This is a genomic window from Halopenitus sp. POP-27 (assembly GCF_029889855.1).
In the GTDB taxonomy this organism is placed as follows: Archaea; Halobacteriota; Halobacteria; order Halobacteriales; family Haloferacaceae; genus Halopenitus; species Halopenitus malekzadehii.
Map to the genome: position 1 here is coordinate 73069 of NZ_JARANU010000013.1, position 21452 is coordinate 94520.

The window sequence follows — 21452 nt, forward strand, 5'->3', positions numbered from 1 at the left end:
GGTTCCGGAAGTCGGCGCGGTCGTGTCAGCCGGATTTCGCAGAGACACGAACCTTTACCGGATCGGACGCGCGACGTTCGGTGGATGCCCATTCCCCGCCGCCGAGCCCTCCAGCTGGCCGGCACCGCGACGGCCGTCGCGCTCGCCGGTTGCTCGCTCCCAGATCGCCTCGGATCGTCTCCGCCGGCCACCGAATACACGCTCCGCGTGGACCGGCTGGACGAATCACCGACAGCGGCCGCGATCTACGAACCGGACGACGCGCCGTTGTTCGGCGACCCAGCCCGGGCCGCGATCGAGGCGATCCTCCCGGACGGCCGATACACGACCGTTGGTTACGAGCCGATCCCGGAGGACGTCTACCTCCGACACGATCCGACCGGCACCTACCAGCAAACGACGAACGTGGTGACCGGACGACGCCGCATCGACCGCACGTTCGTCCGGCTGTCCCCGGTTGAGGACGTCGATGAGGACGACGAGACCCCGATCGTTGTCGACACGCTCAACCGCCCGGACGCGCGTGTCCTGACGATCCTGTACAGCAACGTCGTCGCGGGTGGTACCGGCGGCGCGGCGGAGCTGCTCCGTGGGGACGCGTACGTGCTGCGCCGTCCTGCGGAGCGCGAGGGGCGCCTCGCGAGCGGCGATCTCGACGGACACGTCGTCACCCTCGACGCCGAGTCCTCGCGAGCCTATCGCGTCCAGACGTCGACCGAGACGATCCACGAGCCGGCGATCACCACGCTTGCCGTTCCGGTTGCGGACTCACGGGCGGCGTTCCGTCAGGTCGTCCTCGAAACGCGCGTTGACGCCGTGATCGACCGCAGTACCCTTCCAGCGGCGGCGAGTGACCTGCTGGACCGCACGGTTTCGCGTGAGGAGTACACGGAGAAGGCACCACGGTCGGAGGCTTTCGAGACGCTGCTTTCCGAGCTCGGGATCGCGGACGTCGAGAGCTCGATCAACGGCCGGATCCTGTGGGATGGCCGGCAGCGCTATCGGTACGCACTCTACGTGGCCGAGCCGGAGTGACCAGGAGCCGGCGGGCCGTCTGGACGTGCCGATGACGACCGCGTCCTGCTGTTCCTCGAGAACACGATCGCCGCGTCCCGCGATCAGTACACGACGATCGCGAGGTACAGCTGCCCGATCCCGGCGATCACCATCACGACGCCGGCGAGCTGTTTCAACCGCCCGGAGTACGCCATCAGCCGGCCGGCGTTCGTGAGCAGCCCCATCCCCGTCGCGACGGTGGTGGCCACGAGCAGCACCGCGACGACCCCGGCGTACGTCGCGAGGAGGATCAGGGCCGTCTCCGAGGGAAGCGCGATCGCCCGCGCGACGACGCCGAGGAAGATCGGCGCGACACAGCCCGCACCGGCGAGTGCGTAGCCAGCGCCGAACAGGCCGAACCCGAGCACGCTCGATCGGCGCTTCGGCAACGCGATCGACAGCGACGGCGCGCGGCCCGCCACGACGAGGAGGCCGAAGACGACGAGCAGCCCCCCCACGAGCGACTCGAAGACCGTGAGGTTCGAGATCGTCGAGTGCCCGATCCGGACCGTCGCGCCCGCAAGCACCGCAAAGGTCGCGAGCACGCCGATACCGGCGGCGATCCCGCGCGTGCTCGCACCCGCGATCGACACCGAGTCGGCGTCGGCCTGGTTCACGTAGAACCCCACGTAGCCGGGTAACAGAGGATACGCGCACGGAGAGAAGAACGTCGCGACGCCCGCCGTGATCGCGAAGGGCAGGTTCGTCGCGAGCGTGGCGTCGGTCATCGGTCGATCATAGTCATCCCTGCATCACTTATAAGGCCCGGTCGATCCCGTCGAGCAGTTCCTCGGCGGTATGGACGCCCGAGTCGGACCAGCGAATCCGACCGGTGTCGTCGATCGCGACGGCGGTCGGATAGCCGCCGACGTTCAGCGTCGACGTGAGTTCGGCAACCACGTCGCTCGCGACGAGCCAGTCGCCGTCGTGGTCGCGCCACCAGTCGGCGATCGTCCGCCTGACGCCATCCTGACTCGCGTCCTCAGGGGTAACGGAGACGAACTGAACGCGGTCGGAAACCTGTGGCCGCACGTCCGCCAGGATCGGCATCTGCTCCTCACACGGGCCACACCACGTGGCGAAGAAGTCGACGAACGTCGGGCGATCGGTCGCCGGAATCGTCACCTCGCCGTCCTCGCTCCCGGGCGCGTCGATCGTCGGGAGCGTCACGGGATCGACCGGTTCCACGTCCGTTCCACCAAGGACGGTCGGAACGCCGCCCGTCGCGACCAGTCCGGCACCGCCGATCGTGGCGGCGCTTGCAACTCCAGCGAGGACCTGACGGCGCCGCATTCTACGCGGTCACCACCCGTTTGAAGTCGTTCACGACGGTCTCGATGTCGACGCTCGGCCCGTTCGGGTAGGCGCGCTCGACGAATCCCCGCTTGTTCGCCAGGAGGATGAGTCCGTAGTGCGGGAACTGGTACTCGAGGCCCTCGTAATCGTCAGCCGGGGCTTTCTCGATCACGAGTCCGAACTCCTCATCGATGAGCGTCTGTCCGGCCTCGTAGGTTTCGGGACGGAGGAAGTGCCAGTTGCCCGCCTCGAGGTCGACGCCCTGCTGGGTCGCGTACTCACGGAGGACGTCGGCGGTGTCGCGTTCGGGGTCGAAAGTGATCGGGAGAAACGCCGATTCGTCGCCGTATCCCTCCTGGGCGGCGACTGCCTGCGCACGCCGGAGTCGCTGTATGAGGGCGGGACAGACGCCATCCGGGCAGTTGGTGTAGAAGAACGTCATCAATACGGCGCGCTCGCCCTCGAGGGCCTCCGTCGAGACGTCCTCGTCCGCGATCGGGTCCGGAAGCGTGACTGCAGGGAGTTCGTCGCCGTAGGTCGGATGTGCCGACTCGCCCAGGTCCTGATCGGGCGGCCCGAGAACGGTATCATCGTTCCCGAACCCCGGAACCGACCCGAGACAGCCCGCGGTCCCGACGACCCCCGCGGCCGAAAGCGATCGCAGATAGTGGCGCCGATGCATACCCGACGGTTACGGCCCGACGGATAAATGCCCCGCGTTGATCGTCAGCGCGTGCAAACGCCCGGTCGTGGCGTGTCCCGGTGACGGAAGGGTTTCGTGTGCCACCTATGGCGTGTACCCCCATACCGGATCCGGCCGGAACCCGATCGATTCAAACCCGTCGGAGCGTATGTGTCCGTATGAACGACGACGACGCCCAGACGGGCGATTCCCACGCTGACGATCACGGGGGCGATTCCCCCGACGACGAGACCCGAGACAACGTCGTGCCGGGCAGCCAGGAGGAGCTGTCCACGCCCGACGTGCGCGGCCCGGATTTCCGCGGCGACCTCGACATCGGCGAGCTGCTCGAGACGTACGCGACGACGGGCTTCCAGGCGACCCATCTCGCCGAGGCGATCGACATCGCCGAACGGATGCAGGCCGAGGACGCGACGGTCTACCTCACCTTCACCTCGAACATCATCTCCTCCGGACTGCGCGAGACGGTCGCGTACCTCGTCCGTGAGGGCTACATCGACGTGCTCATCACGACGTCGGGATCGCTTACCGAGGACATCATCAAGACGGCAAAGCCGTTCAAGATGGGCGAGTGGGACGCCGACGAGTCCGAACTCCGCGAGCGCGGGATCAACCGGCTGGGGAACATCTACGTCCCCTCCGACCGGTACGTCTGGCTCGAGGAGTTCCTCTACGACTTCTTCGACGACTTCTTCGCCGAGCAGAAGGTCCGCACGCCGACGGCCTTCGCCCGCGAGGTCGGCCAGACGCTCGACGACGAGGACTCCGTGTTGAAACAGGCCGCGGACAACGACGTTCCCGTCTACTGTCCGGCCCTGACCGACGCCGAGGTCGGAAACTTCCTCTACTACTACCGACAGGGCTACGACTCCGAAATCGGCATCGAGATCCTCGACGACTACGACTCGCTGATCGAGGACGGTCTCCTCGCGGGGAAAACGGGCCTCATCGCCGTCGGCGGCGGGGTGCCGAAACACCACGCGATCATGACGAACCTCTTTCGCGGCGGCGCCGACTACGCCGTCTACATCTCCACCGGGATGGAGGGCGATGGCTCCTTGTCCGGCGCGCCCCCCAACGAGGCGGTCTCCTGGGGCAAGATCAAGGACGAAACCGAGACGAACTACACGCAGGTCGAGGCCGAGGCGACGCTCGTGTTCCCGCTGCTGGTGGCTGGCGCGTTCGCCTGACACCACACTGAGACGTCCCACAACCGAACCGACCACGCAGCCCGCAACCGAAACGGACCGATAGTCGAAAGGACTACAAGCCGACGACTGCCTTGGACGGTAAAACGAGACACGATGGACCGATCGGAGACGACGCGGCTGTTATCCGCGGCGCTGATAGCCGCGCTCGGAGTCCTCCTCGCGAGCATCTTCACGGTCGACGTCTACCAGGACGTGGTCCTCGAGGGAAACGCACTCTGGACGACCCTGCTCGAGAACAGCCTCCCGTATCTGTTGAGCACCGCCATCCTGGCCACCGGGCTGTGGATCGGCGTGATGGACGACGACGTCGACGGCGTCAGGATCCTCCGGTGGACGGTCCTGAGCCTTGGCGGCGCGCTTGCGCTTGCGGCCTGGGTCTACCTCATCCAGCGATTCCAGGGGCAAGTTAAACCGCGAATCATCGTCGCACAGCTGTCGGCCGCCGCGATCCTCGGCGGGATCGTTATCGGCGTCTACAGCGATCGGCAGCGGCGGCGACAGCGTGAGATCGCGGTCGAGAAGTCCCGACTGGAGGCACTCTTCGAGAACACCTCCGATGCGGTCTCCCGGATCGTCTTCGAGGACGGTGAGCCGATCGTCGTCGACGTCAACGGCGGGTTCACCGAGACGTTCGGATACACCGCTGGGGAGGCCCGCGGTCGGTCGTTCGACGAGTTGTTCCCGAGCACGCGCTCGACCGACGACCTCTCGCAGTTCCGCGAGCACGCCCGACGGGGCGAGCGGTACGAGACGGAGATCGAACGCGAGCGGGCCGACGGAACGACCGGCGTCTTCGTCGTCCGGTTCGTCCCGCTATCGGACGACGTCGTGACCGCCGACGGATTCACCGTCTACACCGACATCACCGAAACGCGGCGATATGCGGATCGGCTCGACGCGCTCCACGAGGCGACCCGCGACCTGATCGACGCGGGGACGCGTGAGGCGGTCGCCGACCGCGGCGTCGATGCCGGGGCGGCCCTGCTCGATCTCGAGATTTCGGGGATCTACTTCCAGACGGAGACGTCCGAAGGCCCGGTGTTGGAGCCGATCGCACTCACCGAGGGCGCCAGGCGGACGTTTACGGAGATCCCGACCCTCGAACCCGGAGGGTCGCTCGCGTGGCGGGCCTACGAGTCGGGAGCGGTGGTCCACTTCGACGACGTCCGAACCGCGGACCGTCTCCACAACCCCGAGACACCGATCCGTAGCGAGCTGATCGTTCCCCTCGGCGATCACGGGGTGTTCATTGCGGGGTCGACCACGGTTGACGACTTCGACGAGGCGGACGTCGCGCTGGCGCGGATCCTCGGCGCCAACGTCCGGAGCGCCCTCGACGGCGCCCGACGCGAACAGGAGCTGCGGGCCCGCGAGCGCGAGCTGGCCGAGCAGAACGCCCGCCTCGAGGAGTTCACGAGCATCGTCAGCCACGACCTTCGGAACCCGCTCAACGTCGCGACCGGCTATCTCGAACTCGCCGAGGCCGGCGACGCCGAGGCGCTCGAACACGTGGAGACCGCGCTGGGTCGGATGGAGCAACTCATCGACGATCTGCTGACGCTCGCTCGACAGGGGGAGTCGATCGGCGAGACCGAACCCGTCGACCTGAACGCCGTCGCACGCGAAGCCTGGGCGGCGATCGATGGCGGGGACGCGCGGCTCTCGATCGAGACGGATACGACTGTCCAGGCGGACCGTGATCGGCTCCTGCAGTTGCTCGAGAACCTCCTCGGCAACGCCGTCGAGCATAGCTCGACAAGCACCCACTCGCAGGCTCGTGGGGACGCCGTCGAGCATAGCTCCACCAGCCCTCCCTCGAACGCTCGCGAGGACGCCGTCGAGCATAACTCGACGAGCCCCCACTCGCAGGCTCGTGGGGACGCCGTCGAACAGGGCGGCGACGCCGTGGCGATCACCATCGGCGATCTCCCGGACGGGACGGGGTTCTACGTGGCGGACGACGGCCCCGGGATCCCCGAGGACGAACGCGAGACGGTGTTCGAGTCCGGCTATACGACCGCCGAGGGCGGGACCGGATTCGGCCTCGCCATCGTCGCGGAGATCGTCGACGCCCACGGCTGGGAGATCGAGGTGACCGACGCCGAGAAGGGCGGCGCACGGTTCGAGATCACGGGCATCGTGCCTGCCGGTGACGACGACGATACGGAGTCCGCGGGCGCCGACCGACCGCATTGACGCTGCTGGCCAGTCGGGGATGCGCTGCTGACGCCGTCGTTCGGACCGGAGACCGTCCTACTCGAGCAGTTCGGCGGTCGTCGACGCGAGCTCGATCGGGGACAGGTCCCGAAGCCGGTCGTCGCCCAGCTGTAGCCGAAGCCGGGGGCGACCCACGTCGATCGGTACCTTCTCCGTCTCGATCACGCCGTGGTCCTCGAGCTCGGTCTTCGTCCGGGAGAAGGTGGCCTTCGAGGCGAGACCGACGTCCTCGCCCCATTTCGAGAGGTCGTACAACAGGACGCCGTGTTTCGCGGCCACGAGCAACGCGACCGCGACGGCATCGAGCCGGTCGCCGGTCTCGGTGTCCTCGATCGCCTCGAGGATCGCCTCGAAATCGGCTCGGGGCTCCTCGCCGATCGCCTCGTCCATCGTCTCGCGGACGCGGTCGAGCGCCGGCGTGCGAAGTCGGTAGTCCGTCGCGTCGGCGAACCGGTCGCGGTACGCGTCGCCGACCGACCCGGCGAACGCGGGATCGGAACTGGAGATCACACCGACGCCGTCGGTCGACTCGACGATCGCCGAGACGTCCGTCGACGTGACGAGCAGGGTCGTCGAGAGGTCCGTCGACGGCGTTCGGATCGTCAAGGTTCGCCGGTCGATCAACGCTGCAGCCTTCGAGGCACGCAGGAATCCGTCCATCGCGTCCGCGATCGTCACTTCCTCGACGAGCAGCCGAACGTGCGGAATGGCTGGTGTGTCGGGATCGATACCGGCGGAAACGATCGCCTCGATCGCTTCAGTGGAGGGGTTGACGACGAGGAGATCGTCATCGGAATCAGCGGTCGCCGATTCGAGAACGGTCTCGAAATCGGCGTCCACGGTGGTGGAGACCATTCGGTAGGTATTGGATCGGCTCGTTCATACTTAATATTATGGGGCGATTTTACCTATATCATATGTGAGAATGATAAAATAATCATTTCTTCCGTACAAATGATCGGTGAAAACTCGAAGGATGGTCGGGATGTGCGCGGAATCGTGAGAGAGGACCCGAGCGCGAACCGGCGCTCGCGGTCGAACTGACGACCGGATTCGGACGACTCAACGATCGGATCCGGGCGATTCGACGATCGGGTCCGGACGAAGCGGATTTACGCACCGGTCCCCGAGGTCCCCGTAATGAGCACGCCGACCCCCGAGGCCGCCGAACAGGGGCGCGGGATGGACGCGCACAACGCCGTGATGCGCGAGGTCCGCGCCGAGCGGGACGAGACGTACGACCCCCACGAACCGACCCGCGTCTGGATCGACGAGGACAACACCCCCGACGGCGTCCGCCAGTCGCTGACCATCATTCTCAACACCGGCGGCTGCCGGTGGGCCCGCGCCGGCGGCTGTACGATGTGCGGCTACGTCGCCGAGTCCGTCGAGGGCGGCAGCGTCACCCACGAGGCCCTGATGAACCAGATCGACGTCTGTCTGGATCACGAGCAGGCCAACGCCGACGAGCCCTCGGGGCTGGTCAAGATCTACACCTCCGGGTCGTTCCTCGACGAGCGGGAGGTCCCGGCCGAGACGCGCGCGGCGATCGCCGAGACGTTCGCCGACCGCGACCGAATCGTCCTCGAGTCCCTGCCGGACTTCGTCACCGCCGATACCGTCAGCGACTTCACCGACGTCGGACTCTCGACCGACGTCGCGATCGGCCTCGAGACGGCCACGGACCGCGTCCGGCACGACTGCGTGAACAAGTACTTCGAGTTCGCGGACTTCGAAGCCGCCTGCGAGGAGGTCCGTACGGTCGACGCCGAAACCGACGACGTGAGCGCTGGCGTGAAGGCGTACCTCCTGTTGAAACCCCCCTTCCTCGCCGAGCCGGAGGCCGTCGACGACATGATCGCGTCGATCCGGCGCTGTGCGGACGTCGAGGGGTGTCACACCGTCTCGATGAACCCGTGTAACGTCCAGCGGTACACGATGGTGGACGAGCTGTTCTTCGAGGGTGGCTACCGCCCGCCGTGGCTCTGGAGCGTGGCACACATCCTCACGGAGACCGCGGACGCGGACGCGATCGTCGTCTCCGACCCGGTCGGACACGGCTCCGATCGCGGCGCCCACAACTGCGGCGAGTGTGACGACCGCGTGCAGACGGCGATCAAGGACTTCGACCTCCGGCAGGACCCGAGCGTCTTCGAGCAGGTCGACTGCGAGTGCGAGCGGACATGGGAACACGTGATGGCCGCGGAGACGAGCTACAACATGCCGCTCGCGCGGTAACGCCGTTCCTCGCCGGAAACGGGTGAAGCGTCGCGTCTCGGTGGTCACGTCGTCGTGGCTGCCCCATCGTGCCGGTGGAGCCAGGTCGCACAGCCGATCGCGATCACGCCCGCGACGGCGCCGATGGCGAACGCGACGCGATAGCCCGTCATCGTGTACACGCGCACGCCGTCGAGCAGCTCGCCGGTCCAGTAGGCGTCGAGCACCGTCCCCATCAGCGTGGGGAAGGTCGCGGCGCCGAAGAAGGAGGCACCGTTGATCGCCCCGATCGCGACCCCGCTGGCGCGGTCATCGTACCGCGATCGGACCATCGGGTAGGTGAGGACGAAGGCGCCGACCAGGCCGCCGACGGCGAGGAAGACGACCCCGACGACGAAGAACGGCGGGTCCCCGACCGCCGCGATGATCCCCAGTGCGGCGGTCTGTGCGATCGCCGCGCCGACGACGAACGTGGTTCGGACGCCGGTCCGGTCCGAGAGCCAGCCGAACGCCGGAGGGCCGGCGGCCGTACCGATCCCGCCCAGGAGGGTGATCGTCGAGGCGGTCGTCACCGAGACGTCGTAGACCTGGACGATGTAGGGAATGCCCCACAGACCGATGAGCGTGAGCTGGACCCCGCCGGTGCAGTACAGCAACACCGCGACGGCCCACGCCCACCGGTCGGAGAGGATCCGCGCGGCGTAGCCGCCGATCTCCCTCATCGACGGGCGGTCCTGATCGGGGACGCCGGTCACCGGTTCCAGTCCGGCCGCCGAAGCGGTGTCCCGGACGAAGATCAGGATCGCCGCAGCGACCACGAGGCCGGCGACGCCGAGACCGGCGACGGTGGGTCGCCAGCCGGCCGCCGAGACGACGACCGCAAGCGGCGTGGTGGCCAGCAGGCCGCCCGCGCCGCCGACGGCGAACGAGAGGCCGCTCATCGTGCCGAACTCGTCCGGGCGGTACCAGTTCGCACAGAAGCGCAGCACCGCGACGAAGATGAGGCTCCCGCCAAGGCCGATCAGCAACCGAGCGACCAGCGCGGTCGCGTAGCTGCCCGCCAGCGCGAACCAGACCGCCGCGAGGTTCATCACCGTCGCGCCGGCGGCAGCGGTCAACCGAGGACCGAACCGGTCGACGAGAACCCCCGTCGGGAGCTGCAGCAGGGCGTACACGAGAAAGAACACCGCGTGGAGCGTGCCGAGTTGGGTGCCGCTCATCGAGAGCGCCCGCATCAGGTTCTCGGCCAGCACCGCCGTCGAAAGCCGATAGAGGCTCACGAGAAGGAACGACGCGGCGAGGATCGCCCACAGGGCCCACCGTCGACGGGTCGGATCACGCCAGATCGATCGCAGCGATCCGAGCGAACGGATCGGTCCCGAAGTCATCGCGACCGACGGAACCCCTCGAGGTCGTCGATCGCGATCGGGCTCGACGGGTAGGGCGGCTCGGTGGCGGGATCGTTGAAGACGCGTGGTGCCACGTCGTTCGGCCCGTCGGGGTACAACAGCGACGCCAGGACCTGTATCTGTCCGCGGCCGACGCCGAGCTCGAACTGCCCGCCGCCGTAGAGCCGGATCCCGTTCTCGCGGCAGTACTCGACCGTCTCGAACAGCGACCGGATCGAGCCGAACCGGGAGGGTTTGACGTTACACCACCCCGGATCGACCGGCAGGGACCGGAGACTCTCGAGACCAGTGACTGGGTAATCAAACGAGAGCCGGTCAGCCGCGCTCGCGAGCTGGTCGCGCGTGTCGTCGGTGAATGCGGCGTCCTCGACGACCGCCTCCGGGAACCCCTCGAGAACGCGGTCGTAGAGTTCGGGATCGGCCGGAACGTCGACGTCGGTCCCCTCGTACCAGCCCTTCAGGTCGAGCACCCGAACGGCGTCCGTCTCCGCGAGCGTACCGACGAGGTCCGCGGTCCACTCCGGCGTCGGGTCGAGCTTGAACGCCAGGTCGGGGTCCGCCTCGAGCAGCCGCCGCACGCGGTCGGCGCTCGGCGGGTCCCCGAGCCGGGTCGAGACGACGAACCGAACCGGATCGAGCGCTCGGTCGAGCACGCTCGCGAGGTCGGTGTCCGCCTGCCGGAGGGCCAGATCGAGGGCCGCGCTCTCGTAGGCCCACCGACGGTACGCCCGGAATCCCTCCCGCTCGGGTGGCTTCGTCTCGAACAGGTCCATCTCGGCGAGCCGGTTCGACAGCGAGTCGACCGTCCATTCCCCCTCGATCCCGACCGGTGGGGCGTCGGCGAACGCCTCGTGATCCGCTGCCTCGTAGGCGACGTCCTCGCCGCGGCCGGTTTCGCCGTCGCCGGACAGGGCGATCTCCGTGGTGACGCGCTCGAAGCCGCTCGTGGTGTCCGCACGATGGCGGGTCCGGGCCTCCGACTCGATGGTGACCGGCAGGTCGGCGATCGCCGCATAGAGGTCCATATCGGACGGACTCGCGGCCCGCACTTGAAGCTTACAGCCGCGGATCGGATCGCCGCCGGATCGTCTCCGTCGCTGCATACCCCATCGCTGCACCGTCCCCGCCGCCGTGCCACCGAGTCTCGCGAGCCCGGGCGATAGGAAAGGCATTTGAGTGGGCCACGTGACAGTTGGGACATGACCGAGGACGCCGACGAGGCCGTAGAGACCTTCTATTCCGAGGAACGCTGGCAGAACTGGATCTCCCGGATCGAGGAGGAGGAGCTCGACCCCGAGAACGAGGACTCCGCTCGCCTCCTGATCAACCTCCAGGACGACGCCGCGATCGCCGTCGCCAAGGTCCTCTCGGCGTACGAGGACGGCCGGATCGACGAGGACCGCGCGCTCGAGGAGATCGAGGACGTCCGCGAGATCGTGCTCACCGAGGTGGACTTCGACGACGAGGACAAGACGATGCTGATCGACGGCGTCCAGACCTCGCTCGTCCCCGTCTTCTACGCGGCCGAGGAGTACATCGTCGGCGGCGTGGTCGAGGGCGACCTCGGCGAGTACGTCACCGCGGCCGCCGACGCCGAGGCCGACGAGGACCTCGACGCCGCGCTCGGCTACGTCGTGCAGGCCGGCACGCGCGTGATCGACGGCGACGAACTCGACATCGACCTCGTGGAGAGCATCGAGTACGGCCTCGTCTCCGAGTGGGTCAACGGTCTCGACTCGCTCCAGTCGGCGATCCAGGACCCCGAAGTCGTCGAAGAAGACTGAGCCGTTTCCCCGAGTCGGAGCCGCGGTTCGGTTGTGGTGCCGGCCCGCGCCACCCTGCGACTCGGGGTTACTCGACGTCGACGAAGAACGTTCTCGTCACTCCGTCCTCGAACTGCACGGAGACGACGAAGAAATCGCCCGATACGGGCGATTCGTTGAACTCCAACTCGAAGTCCGTTCCGCTCGGTTGCACGGCGATCGGCGAGTCGAGCGTTTCGAGCGATCCGGGGATCTCGAACGTCTGCGTGGTTTCATCCAGCGTGAGTTCCACCGGCGACATCTCTGGCTGGTTACCCACTCCTTGTCCGTTCCCTGTCCTCGGCTCGGCAGTGTAGGATCGGAACCCGATCGCCCGGATCGTCGCGGTCTCGTTGGTCGGATTCTCGAGCGGAACCGAAACCGAAAGTGGATTCGTCGCCGTCGCCGACCCGGCCCGTATCGATGAGGAGGGGCCGGCTTCTGGATCCGGAGCCGACCCGCTTTCGTCCGCGACCTGCACGTCGAAGGTCGTCTCGTCGAACGCCGAGGTGGCATCGATCGCGGTCGCCGTCACCTCGACGTCGCTCGTTACGCCGGTCGTGTCGACCCGGATCGACGCGGTTCCGTCGTCCGTGGTTGTGACCGGGTGCGGCGTCCCGACGTCCGCACCGCTGGCGTTCACGAGCGTCGCGCCGCCGTCCGTGACCGCGAACTCGACGGGGGTCCCCGCGACCGGGTTGGTGTAGTCGTCACGAACGGACGCCGAGACGAGTGCCCGCTGGCCCGAGACGACCGACTGGTCGTCGCCGGCGCTCGCCGTGATGTAGGCTGGGTCCGGATCCGGAACGGTGGTGGAGGTATCCGTACTCCGGACCTCCACCCGCGAGAGCTTGAGTTGATAGGTGAGATCGGCGCTCCCGTTCAGCGTGAGCGCAACGCGCTCGGCGTCGTCGCCGGCGGCGGTCACGTTGTCGGCGGCCAACACGCGATCGTAGCGGGTGACGAGCGCGTTGCCGGTCCGATCGACCCAGCCATCGGCGGAGATCCCCGACGGAGCCATCATCCGGATCGTGATGTCCCCATCATCCGCCGACTGCACCCCGACGGACTGCGTCGACGTGCTCACCGAATCGGCCGTGATGGGGACACTCGATCCACCGGTCGCGAGATTACCGTCGACCGTGGTGAGGTGGATCCGCTCGCCGTTCTCGCCGCCGATGAGCGTCTGGCTCGCCAACGGCAGGGGGCCGCTACCGGTGACGCGATACGCCTCCTGGCCCGTGACGACCATCGGTTGCCCGTCCAGAACGTTGTAGTTGGGATCGAATCGGAGGTCCCGCGTCGTGTAGGTACTGCCACTCACGTTCGACCCGACGAACGCCTGGACGTTTGCGGGTTCACTATCGACCGCCTTGATGTTCTCGATCGCGACGGTCCGCTCGTCGGTCGTCTCGATACGGTTAGGGGGTGGACCCGGGTTAACGAACAGCAACCGGTTCGGATACTCGACGCCGGTTTTGACGGTCGTGCCGGCGGTCGTGTCCCGACCGGCGGCTTCGAGAACGTCGTTGCGAACGTCGGTGAGGTCCGCGGCCGCCTGTTGGTAGGCCGAGAACTCGACCTGTCGGTTCTGGTCGGGAACGACCGTCGCCTGCATCACCGAGATCGAGACGATCAGGAACCCGAACAGCAGGACGGCACCGATCTGCACCGACTGTGCGCGATCGTCGTCTCGGCGATCGGACGGCGTCAGCCCCGTCTCACGCACCCCCGATCGCGTTCGATCCCCCCCCAGAGCGTCCATTACGCTCCCAAGGGGGCCCGACAGGCAAATAGTTGGTCCCCGAGTCCCCGTCACTGCCGCGTGAGCAGATCGACGCGGGTCAGCGAGACGGCGACGAGCACCATCGTCACCGCGACGACGAGGAAGACCACGCTGATCACGTTCACCTCGGGGGTAACGTTGTACCGGATCTGGTTCCAGATGTACACGGGCAGGGTCGGGTCGCCGGACCCCTTCACGAAGTACGTGTAGACGAACTCGTTGAACGAGAGGGTGAACGCCAACAGCCCGCCGGCGACGATCCCGGGGACGATGTTCGGGAGCGTCACCTGCCAGAACGTCCGGAGCTCGTCGGCGCCGAGGTCCTTTGAGGCCTCCTCGAGACGCCGATCGAAGGTGAGGAACGTCGGCAGGATGACGAGCGTCGCGAAGGGGATCGTCCGGATGACGTGGGCGACGACGACGGAGACGTACTCCGGCAACCCGAGGGTGCCGTTGAAGAACAGCACCATCGCCACGCCCGTGACGACGAGCGGGACGATGATCGGGAGCGTCGCCAGCATCTGCAGCCAGTCCCGCCCCGGGAAGACGTACCGGTCGATCGCGTAGGCGATCATCGTCGACAGCGTGACGGTGATGATCGTCGCCGGCACGGAGATCGTGATCGTCGTCACGATCGCGTCGATCGCGGCGTCGTTCGTGAGGAACACGCGATACCACTCGAGCGTGAGCTCCTCGGGCGGGAACGACAGCACCCCGCCGGCCGCGAAGGACATGAACACCAACACGGCGATCGGAATCCACAGGAACGCGATCACGAGCGCGATCACGGCCGTGGCCATCCGTGCGGCGTGGGTGTGCACCGTCCGTTCGACGGCCGCGGACAGGCTCGAAAGTGCGCTCACGCCTCCTCACCTCCCTGGCTCCGCTGGCCGAAGAGGCCGCCGCCGAACCGCGTCGCGAGGATCAGGAGGGCGACGACGACGGCGGAGATCACCATCCCGATCGCGGCGCCGAAGGGCCAGTTGAACGCGCTTTTGAACTGGTTCTCGATCACCATTCCGATCATGATGTTGTTCGTACCGCCGAGCAGCCGTGGCGTGATGAACGACCCGAACGTCGGGATGAACGTGAGGATGATGCCGGTTATCACGCCGTTCTTCGTCATCGGCAGCGTCACCGACGTGAACGTCCGGATCGGGCCCGCGCCGAGGTCCTTCGAGGCCTCGATGAGGTCCGGGTCGAGATTGGTCAACGAGGCGTAGAACGGCAGGATCGCCAGCGGCAGCCAGACGTAGGTGAACCCGATGAGCACCGCCGGCTGGCTGTACAACAGTCCCACCGCCGGGAGCCCGAAGAGGTTCAGCGTGGAGTCGAGCACGCCGTCGCTTTGCAGGATGTTGATCCAGGCGTACATCCGGATGATGTAGCTGGTCCAAAACGGAAGGATGACCAACAACAGCAGCAGCGTCGTCCGCCGCGAGAACCGGACGATGCTGTAGGCGAGCGCGTAGCCCACGACCGCGATGATCGCCGTCACCTGCAGGCTGATCACGAGCGTCTGCCAGACGACGGTGAGGTAGGTCTCGGAGGTGAGGAAGTTCGTGTAGTTGCTGAGCGTCCACGGCCCGCCGATCTCACTCGTCTGGAAGGAGACGACGAGCATCACGAGCAGGGGGATCGCGAAGAACAACACGAGGACGGCGTACGGCGGCCCGGCCACCACGAGCGTTCGCAGGCGCGGGCGCGACCGGAAGTACGCCGTGACCGCGTCGATCCGGTCGCCGATCGCGGAGCCGGCGTCGGATCGTCCCGCCATCACTCGCCCTCCTGCTCTCCGTCGTCACGCCGGTCCTCGCCGTCGCGCCGATTCTCGTCGTCACGCCGGTAGACGTGGACGTGCTCAGGTGCCCACGTGACGGTCACGTCCTCGCCGTTCCGGAAGGCGTCCTCACGGACCTCCGCCGAGACGGTTCCCCACGTGTCCGTGTCCACGTCGTACAGGGAGTCGCTGCCCTGATAACTCCGGCTCAGGACGGTTCCCGTGCTGGCGAAGACGTCGTCGATCGCGTCCGCGTCCGTGGTCGCCGCATCACGCAGGCTGACCTGATAGGGACGCACACAGACGTCCACGTCGTCGCCCGCGGCGACGTCGGCTGCGATCGCCGACCGCGGAACCGGGACCACGCCCGTGCCGGCGTCGATGAGGGCGCGGTCGTCGTCCAGGTCGGTGACCCGTCCCGTGACGGTGTTGACGTCGCCGATGAAGTCCGCGACGAATCGGCTTGCGGGGTCCTCATAGAGCTCCTCGACCGTTCCGATCTGCTGGGTGCCGCCGTCGTTGAGCACGATGAGTCGGTCGGAGACGGCGAGTGCGACCTCCTGGTCGTGGGTGACGTACAGGAAGGTGGTGTCCGTCTCGGCCTGAATACGCTGGAGCTCGGTCTGCATGTGCTGCCGGAGCTTCCGATCGAGCGAGGAGAGCGGCTCGTCGAACAGGACGAGCGCCGGCTCGTTCACCAACGCACGCGCCAGCGCGACGCGCTGCTGTTCGCCGCCGGACAGCTCGGCCGGGGTTCGGTCGCCGTATCCCTCGAGCCGAACCATCTCGAGCATCCGCTCGCTCCGCTCGCGTCGCTCCGCCTTCGGGACGCCCTGCTGTTTGAGCCCGTAGCCGATGTTCTCGGCGACCGTCAGGTGCGGGAACAGCGCGAGGTCCTGAAAGACCATGTTGACGTCGCGCTCGAACGGGGGCGTACCGACGATCTCCTCGCCCTCGAGGGCGATCGTGCCGTCGGTGGGCTCCTCGAAGCCGGCGACCATCCGGAGGACGGTCGATTTTCCCGAGCCGCTGGGCCCGAGAATCGAGACGAACTCGCCGTCCTCGACGTCGAAGTCGACGTCGTCGACGGCCACGAGATCTCCGAACTCCTTGGTGAGCCCGCTGACGTGCAGCAGCGACATCCTAGGCGGCCTGTACCGCGGTCCAGATCTCGTCGTATCGGGACCGGACCTCGTCCGAGAGCGTCTCCGAGAAGACGAGGTTCCAGTCGTCCGGCCAGTTCGTGAACTCGGCGTCCTGCTCGGAGAGTTCGTCGCTGATGTCGACGGCGGGCTGGTAGCCCATCGTCTCGAACAGCCGTGCGGCGTTCTCCGTTTGGCTCGCCCAGTTGGTGAACTGGAGGCTCGCGATCGGGTTCGGCGACCCCTTCGGGATCACGAACAGGTCGCTCGTGTACATCGCACCCTCCTCAGGTGCGGTGTAGTGGACCGGCGCGCCCTCGCCGAAGCGGGCGGTGTAGGTCCGACCCATCGTGAGCGGCCCGGCAACGACGTCCTCGTTGACGAAGAGGCTCATTCCCTGCTGGTAGTCGCCCCAGTAGGTCCGCAACAGCGGCTTCTGCTGGATGAGGACCTCCTCGATCTCGTCGAAGTCGTCCGGCTGGATCGGGTCCTGGCCGGTGTAGAGCGCGGCGATCTGACAGGAGACCGTCGCGTTGTCCCACATACACAGCTCGCCTTCGTGTGCGTCGTCCCAGAGAACGTCCCACGAGTCGGGCGCCGAGTCGAAGTACTCGTCGTTGTACGTGAGCGGGTACAACACGAGCGCCTCGGGAACGGCATAGGTACTGCCGTCCTGTTGGTAGGAGCTGGCTTCCTTGATCCGGTCCGTGATGTTGTCCCACGCGGGCATCACGTCGACCGGGATCTCGTGGAGGAAGTCGTTCTCGATCGATCGTTCGACCCAGTTCGTCGTCGCCGCGATGTTGTCGATGTCCTCGTTGCCGGCCTCGAGCTGGGAGTACCACTGGTCGGGCGAGGAGAACCCGCTGTTGCTCACCTCGACGTCGTATTCGTCGCCGAAGGCGTCGATCGCCCACTCGGCCCAGTCGTCGTACCAGTTCCACATGTTCAGGCTCGAGCCGATGTCCTCCGGCGGCCACTCGGTGACGTCCATCGGAACGCGGTCGTCGCCGCCACCGCCGCCGCCGAGACAGCCCGCCGTTGCCGCGAGGCCCGTTCCCGCAGTCCCCTGCAGGAATCGGCGCCGGGAGACGCCCGAGTCGAGACTGAACTTACGCATACGATCCTCCGTCACATCGCGCCGTCGTTCGGTATTCCATCTCGAGTGCCATAGACTACCGATCTAAACTCTCACAAATAAGACTGTCGGAGGTGAGGGTTCGAGAAACCGAAAGGATCCAAGAATCCGTACAGACGGCTGAATAACACGTAGTGAAGCCGATAGATGCTGACCGAACAGTCACTCCGAGGCGGATCCTGACGCCGGAGATCGGTAACGCCGGAGATCGGTAACGCCGGAGATCGGTGGCGGTGCCGGGTCGTGAGTTGCCGAGCCGGCGACGCCGACGGTCGATCGCGGTCTCAATCACGAACGGCGACGTCGAGCACGGTCGGCCCCCGCTCGTCGATCGCGTCCTCGAGCTCCGTCGTGAAGGCCTCGCGCCCGACGACGTCGCGGCCGGTCGCGCCGTGGCTCTCGGCGTTGGTCGCGATGTCGACGTGCGGGTCGAAATCCATCGCGGTGAACCCGTACTCCGACTCCTCGCCGCCGAGGACGCGAAGCGTGTTGTCCTTGAGGATCCGGTAGTTCGCGTTGTTGGAGACGACGACGGTGAGATCGACGTCGTGTCTGACCGCGGAGTAGATCGTGTTCGGGTAATAGAGATAGGATCCGTCGCCGATGATCCCGATCACCGGCCGGGGATCCTCGCGGTCGTTCTCGGCGACCGCGGCCCCGACGGACGCGGGGAGTCCGTATCCCAGTCCCCCGGATTTGTTGCCGTGAAGTCCCTCCGGACCGAGATCGAATTCGGAGAAGACGGCGCGACGCGTCGTCACGCTCTCGTCGACGAGGTACGCATCGGGCGCAACAGACTCGATCGTCTCCACGAGCGCCGCCTTCGAGATCCGCCCGTCGGCGTCGGCCGGCGTCCCGGTCGTCCCGGCCGTATCGGCCGGTGTGCCCGAATCGGCCGAGGAGTCGGTCGAGCCGTCCGCAGCGGCGGCGCGGTCGCGTTTCGTCGCGGCGACCGCCTCCAGGCGGCGGTCACGCTCGGCGGCCGAGATGCGCGAGTCGACTGCGTCCGTGAGGTCCGTAAGGGTCGTCTCGATATCGCCGACGACGCTCACGTCCGCCGGCTCGTTCTTGCCGAGCTCCCAGGAGTCGGTCCCGACGTCGATGACCGTCGTGTCCGCGGGAACGACCGGATCGGTGAAGCCGAGCGTTGGCGTGTTGGTCGAACAGCCGACGCGAACCAGCGTGTCGGTGTCGGTCACGTCACGGACGTCGTCGACGGTTGCCCCCGAGACGCCGATCCACTGGTCGTGGTCGGTCGGGAAGTCGACGCTCGACTGGAGGACCTCGCCGTGGACACGGACGCCGGCCGCCTCGGCGAAGCGGACCGCCGCCGCGACCGCGTCCGCTCCCGACCAGGCGATCTGGTCGCCGACGACGAGCGCCGGTTCTTCCGCGTCGGCGATGGCCTCGGCCGCGCGGTCGACGGCCGCGGGGTCGGCGGCACCGATCGAGGGGGGCGCCTCCAGGGGGCGAACCGCGACGTCGGTCTCGGCGGTCACCACGTCCAGCGGCAACGCGAGGAAGACCGGCCCCGTCGGCGGCGTCATCGCGACCTTGAACGCCCGGCGGAGCATCTGCGGGAGCGAGCCGACGCGTTTCACCTCGGCGCTCCACTTCGTGAACTGCTGGGTCATCTCGAGCAGGTCGCCGTGCAGGATCGGCTCCTGATGTTGGACGTCGGTCCGGTGACAGCCGGCGGTCACGACCAGCGGCGCGTTCGAGACGCTCGCCGCGTAGAGGTTGCCGAGGCCGTGGGCCATCCCCGGCGCGATGTGGAGGTTGACCACCCCGACCGGCGGCGTTTCCCCCAATCGGACGGCCTCGCCGATCGGCGCTCCGATCCGGTCCCGAAGCGTGCAGGCGTATCCCGAGGCCATTCCGACCGCGATGTCCTCCTGAAGGCCGAGGATATAGTCGAGATCGGCGTCGTCGACCGCCTCGACGACCGGAACCTCGGTCGTTCCGGGGTTCCCGAAGAGGTACTCGACGCCGTACTCCGATAGCGTCTCCACGAAGAGGTCGGCTCCTGATCTTGGCATACGAGTGACTGTACGAGGCGGCCGCGCCGTTAATTAGTTATCGCTCCGTAACCAATAGTTCGGATGAAATGCGGATATATTGTTGGAAGTCGATCTGAAGACAATATATTGGACACCGACAGAACTATTCCCGAGCCGTGGGGGATGTCGGTATGGACCACACGCTGGCGATCGACCCGGAACGGTTCCGACGCAGCTTCGAGGAGTACTCGGCGATCGGCGCCACGGACGACGACGGTCTACACAGATTGACGCTCACGGACGAGGACGCCGAGGTGCGTGACCTGTTCGTCTCCGATCTCGAATCGCTCGGGCTCGACGTCACGATCGACGAGATGGGCAACGTCTTCGGCCGCCGCGAGGGAACCGATCCGGATGCCGATCCCGTGTTGATCGGATCGCACCTCGACTCCCAGCCGAAGGGCGGCCGCTTCGACGGCCAGCTCGGCGTCCTCGCGGCGCTGGAGACGATGCGCGCGCTCGAGGACGCCGGGATCGAGACCGACCGACCCGTCGAGATCGTCAATTGGACCAACGAGGAGGGATCCCGCTTCGAGAGCCCGATGCTCGGCAGCGGCGTCTTCGTCGGCAACACGCCGCTCCAGGAGGCCTACGACCTCACCGACGACGACGGCGTCCGGCTCGAGGACGAACTCGAGCGCATCGGGTACAAGGGCGACGCGCCGTGTGAGCCCCGACCGCTCCACTCGGCCCTCGAGTTGCACATCGAGCAGGGCCCCTACCTCGAGGAACACGGGAACGCCGTCGGCGTCGTCGAGGGCGTCTACGGGATGGCGTGGCTTCAAGCCACGATCCACGGTCACGCGGACCACGCCGGCCCGACCCCGATGCACACGCGGACCGACGCGCTGACCGCGGCCGCGAAGGCGATCCGGGAGGTCGAGTCGCTTCCGCTCCGGCTCTCGGAGGACGCCGTCGCGACCGTCGGTCGGATCGACGTCGAGCCCGATTCGATCAACGTCATTCCGAGCCGCGCGGAGTTCACGATCGACGTCCGGAGCTACGACGACGACGTCGTCGACCGCGCGATCGACGAAGCCGAGTTCGAGGTCGCGACCGCCGCCGATCGGGCCGGCGGGGAGTACGACCTCGAGCAGATCTGGCGCATCCCACACACCGAATTCGCCCCGTCGGTCGCGGACGCCGCGGCCGCGGCCGCCGAGTCGGTCGACGCCGCCTACGAGCGGATGGTCTCCGGGGCCGGCCACGACGCGAAATACCTGAACGAGATCACCGACACCGCGATGCTGTTCGTACCCAGTGCGGACGGCAACACCCACAATGAAGCGGAGTTCACGCCCTGGGAGGACTGTGTCACCGGCGCGCGAACGTTCGCCGAGACGACGCTCCGGTTGGCCACGGAGTGAGCGCTCCGGTTGACGACCGACTGAGGGTGTCGAGCTGATCGACGACGTGACGCCGACGCGACGCCGGCACGATCGTCGGCTGCTGGGGTCCGACGTGCATATGGCCACCGCGTCGCTCGCCGACGGTGTTCAGATAAGGTTTGAAAGTGAGGCGGTGCGTTTTCAAAGTGTTCTATGCCAGAAAACGACCGCCTCAGCGGCTGTTTAGACGAGATCAACTTAGAGTTTGTGGAGCGAGAAGCAACACCGAGGCTGTTAATGAAGCTCA

General features: G+C 67.0%; 18 protein-coding genes and 1 pseudogene. 7 read left to right on the plus strand and 12 right to left on the minus strand.

Annotated features, from left to right (window positions below; genetic code table 11):
- Positions 1–84: 84 nt before the first annotated feature.
- Positions 85–1035, plus strand: a complete 951-nt coding sequence (locus tag OQF70_RS09405) for a hypothetical protein (protein WP_280537214.1) — start codon at positions 85–87, stop codon at positions 1033–1035.
- An 83-nt stretch (positions 1036–1118) separates the two neighbouring features.
- Here the strand turns inward: OQF70_RS09405 and OQF70_RS09410 are convergent, their stop codons facing one another.
- The 3 genes from OQF70_RS09410 to OQF70_RS09420 are packed head-to-tail and all read right to left on the minus strand — an operon-like array spanning position 1119 to position 3034.
- Complete coding sequence (locus tag OQF70_RS09410) at positions 1119–1784, minus strand: cytochrome c biogenesis protein CcdA (RefSeq protein ID WP_280537216.1); 666 nt, start codon at positions 1782–1784, stop codon at positions 1119–1121.
- A gap of 28 nt (positions 1785–1812) precedes the next feature.
- The gene (locus tag OQF70_RS09415; RefSeq protein ID WP_280537217.1) at positions 1813–2349 is read right to left on the minus strand and encodes a TlpA disulfide reductase family protein; all 537 of its coding nucleotides are present in this window, start codon (positions 2347–2349) and stop codon (positions 1813–1815) included.
- A gap of 1 nt (position 2350) precedes the next feature.
- Positions 2351–3034 carry an SCO family protein gene (locus OQF70_RS09420; protein WP_280537219.1) on the minus strand — a complete coding sequence of 228 codons (684 nt, stop codon included), beginning with the start codon at positions 3032–3034 and terminating at the stop codon, positions 2351–2353.
- A gap of 179 nt (positions 3035–3213) precedes the next feature.
- Between OQF70_RS09420 and OQF70_RS09425 the strand changes: the two genes are divergently transcribed.
- Positions 3214–4245 (plus strand): deoxyhypusine synthase, encoded by a 1032-nt coding sequence (locus OQF70_RS09425; RefSeq protein WP_280537221.1) that lies wholly within the window; start codon positions 3214–3216, stop codon positions 4243–4245.
- 114 nt (positions 4246–4359) lie between these two features.
- Positions 4360–6462: an ATP-binding protein gene (locus tag OQF70_RS09430; RefSeq protein WP_280537222.1), complete on the plus strand. Its 2103-nt coding sequence runs from the start codon at positions 4360–4362 to the stop codon at positions 6460–6462.
- A 57-nt stretch (positions 6463–6519) separates the two neighbouring features.
- On the opposite strand, the gene OQF70_RS09435 is transcribed toward OQF70_RS09430, so the two are convergent.
- The gene (locus OQF70_RS09435; RefSeq protein ID WP_280537224.1) at positions 6520–7338 is read right to left on the minus strand and encodes a DUF5821 family protein; all 819 of its coding nucleotides are present in this window, start codon (positions 7336–7338) and stop codon (positions 6520–6522) included.
- 285 nt (positions 7339–7623) lie between these two features.
- Here OQF70_RS09435 and OQF70_RS09440 point away from each other — a divergent pair, with 285 nt between their 5' ends.
- The gene (locus OQF70_RS09440; protein ID WP_280537225.1) at positions 7624–8721 is read left to right on the plus strand and encodes an archaeosine biosynthesis radical SAM protein RaSEA; all 1098 of its coding nucleotides are present in this window, start codon (positions 7624–7626) and stop codon (positions 8719–8721) included.
- Positions 8722–8765: 44 nt separating this feature from the next.
- Here the strand turns inward: OQF70_RS09440 and OQF70_RS09445 are convergent, their stop codons facing one another.
- A complete protein-coding gene (locus OQF70_RS09445) occupies positions 8766–10088 on the minus strand; it encodes an MFS transporter (RefSeq protein WP_280537226.1) in 1323 nt (440 codons plus the stop codon).
- Positions 10085–11134 carry a hypothetical protein gene (locus OQF70_RS09450; protein WP_280537227.1) on the minus strand — a complete coding sequence of 350 codons (1050 nt, stop codon included), beginning with the start codon at positions 11132–11134 and terminating at the stop codon, positions 10085–10087. Before OQF70_RS09450 ends, OQF70_RS09445 begins: the two co-directional genes overlap by 4 nt.
- 174 nt (positions 11135–11308) lie before the next feature.
- Here OQF70_RS09450 and OQF70_RS09455 point away from each other — a divergent pair, with 174 nt between their 5' ends.
- On the plus strand, positions 11309–11893 hold the full coding sequence (locus OQF70_RS09455; RefSeq protein WP_280537228.1) for a DUF2150 family protein: 585 nt from the start codon (positions 11309–11311) through the stop codon (positions 11891–11893).
- Between the two features lie 67 nt (positions 11894–11960).
- Here OQF70_RS09455 and OQF70_RS09460 read toward each other — a convergent pair whose 3' ends face one another.
- From OQF70_RS09460 to OQF70_RS09485, 6 genes are all read right to left on the minus strand, one after another.
- Positions 11961–13676 (minus strand): hypothetical protein, encoded by a 1716-nt coding sequence (locus OQF70_RS09460; RefSeq protein WP_280537229.1) that lies wholly within the window; start codon positions 13674–13676, stop codon positions 11961–11963.
- A 50-nt stretch (positions 13677–13726) separates the two neighbouring features.
- The gene (locus tag OQF70_RS09465; RefSeq protein WP_280537230.1) at positions 13727–14560 is read right to left on the minus strand and encodes an ABC transporter permease; all 834 of its coding nucleotides are present in this window, start codon (positions 14558–14560) and stop codon (positions 13727–13729) included.
- Positions 14557–15474, minus strand: coding sequence for an ABC transporter permease (locus tag OQF70_RS09470; protein ID WP_280537231.1), 918 nt, complete (start codon positions 15472–15474; stop codon positions 14557–14559). The genes OQF70_RS09465 and OQF70_RS09470 overlap by 4 nt, the downstream gene beginning before the upstream one ends.
- Positions 15474–16619: an ABC transporter ATP-binding protein gene (locus tag OQF70_RS09475; protein WP_280537233.1), complete on the minus strand. Its 1146-nt coding sequence runs from the start codon at positions 16617–16619 to the stop codon at positions 15474–15476. Before OQF70_RS09475 ends, OQF70_RS09470 begins: the two co-directional genes overlap by 1 nt.
- A 1-nt stretch (position 16620) precedes the next feature.
- Complete coding sequence (locus tag OQF70_RS09480; protein WP_280537234.1) at positions 16621–17739, minus strand: substrate-binding domain-containing protein; 1119 nt, start codon at positions 17737–17739, stop codon at positions 16621–16623.
- 302 nt (positions 17740–18041) lie between these two features.
- Positions 18042–19796 carry a thiamine pyrophosphate-dependent enzyme gene (locus OQF70_RS09485; RefSeq protein WP_280537236.1) on the minus strand — a complete coding sequence of 585 codons (1755 nt, stop codon included), beginning with the start codon at positions 19794–19796 and terminating at the stop codon, positions 18042–18044.
- A gap of 152 nt (positions 19797–19948) precedes the next feature.
- On the opposite strand from OQF70_RS09485, the gene OQF70_RS09490 reads away from it, so the two are divergent.
- Both OQF70_RS09490 and OQF70_RS09495 read left to right on the plus strand, forming a co-directional pair.
- The gene (locus OQF70_RS09490; protein ID WP_280537238.1) at positions 19949–21184 is read left to right on the plus strand and encodes a Zn-dependent hydrolase; all 1236 of its coding nucleotides are present in this window, start codon (positions 19949–19951) and stop codon (positions 21182–21184) included.
- A gap of 174 nt (positions 21185–21358) precedes the next feature.
- Positions 21359–21452 (plus strand): annotated as a pseudogene (locus OQF70_RS09495) (IS6 family transposase); the annotation flags it as partial.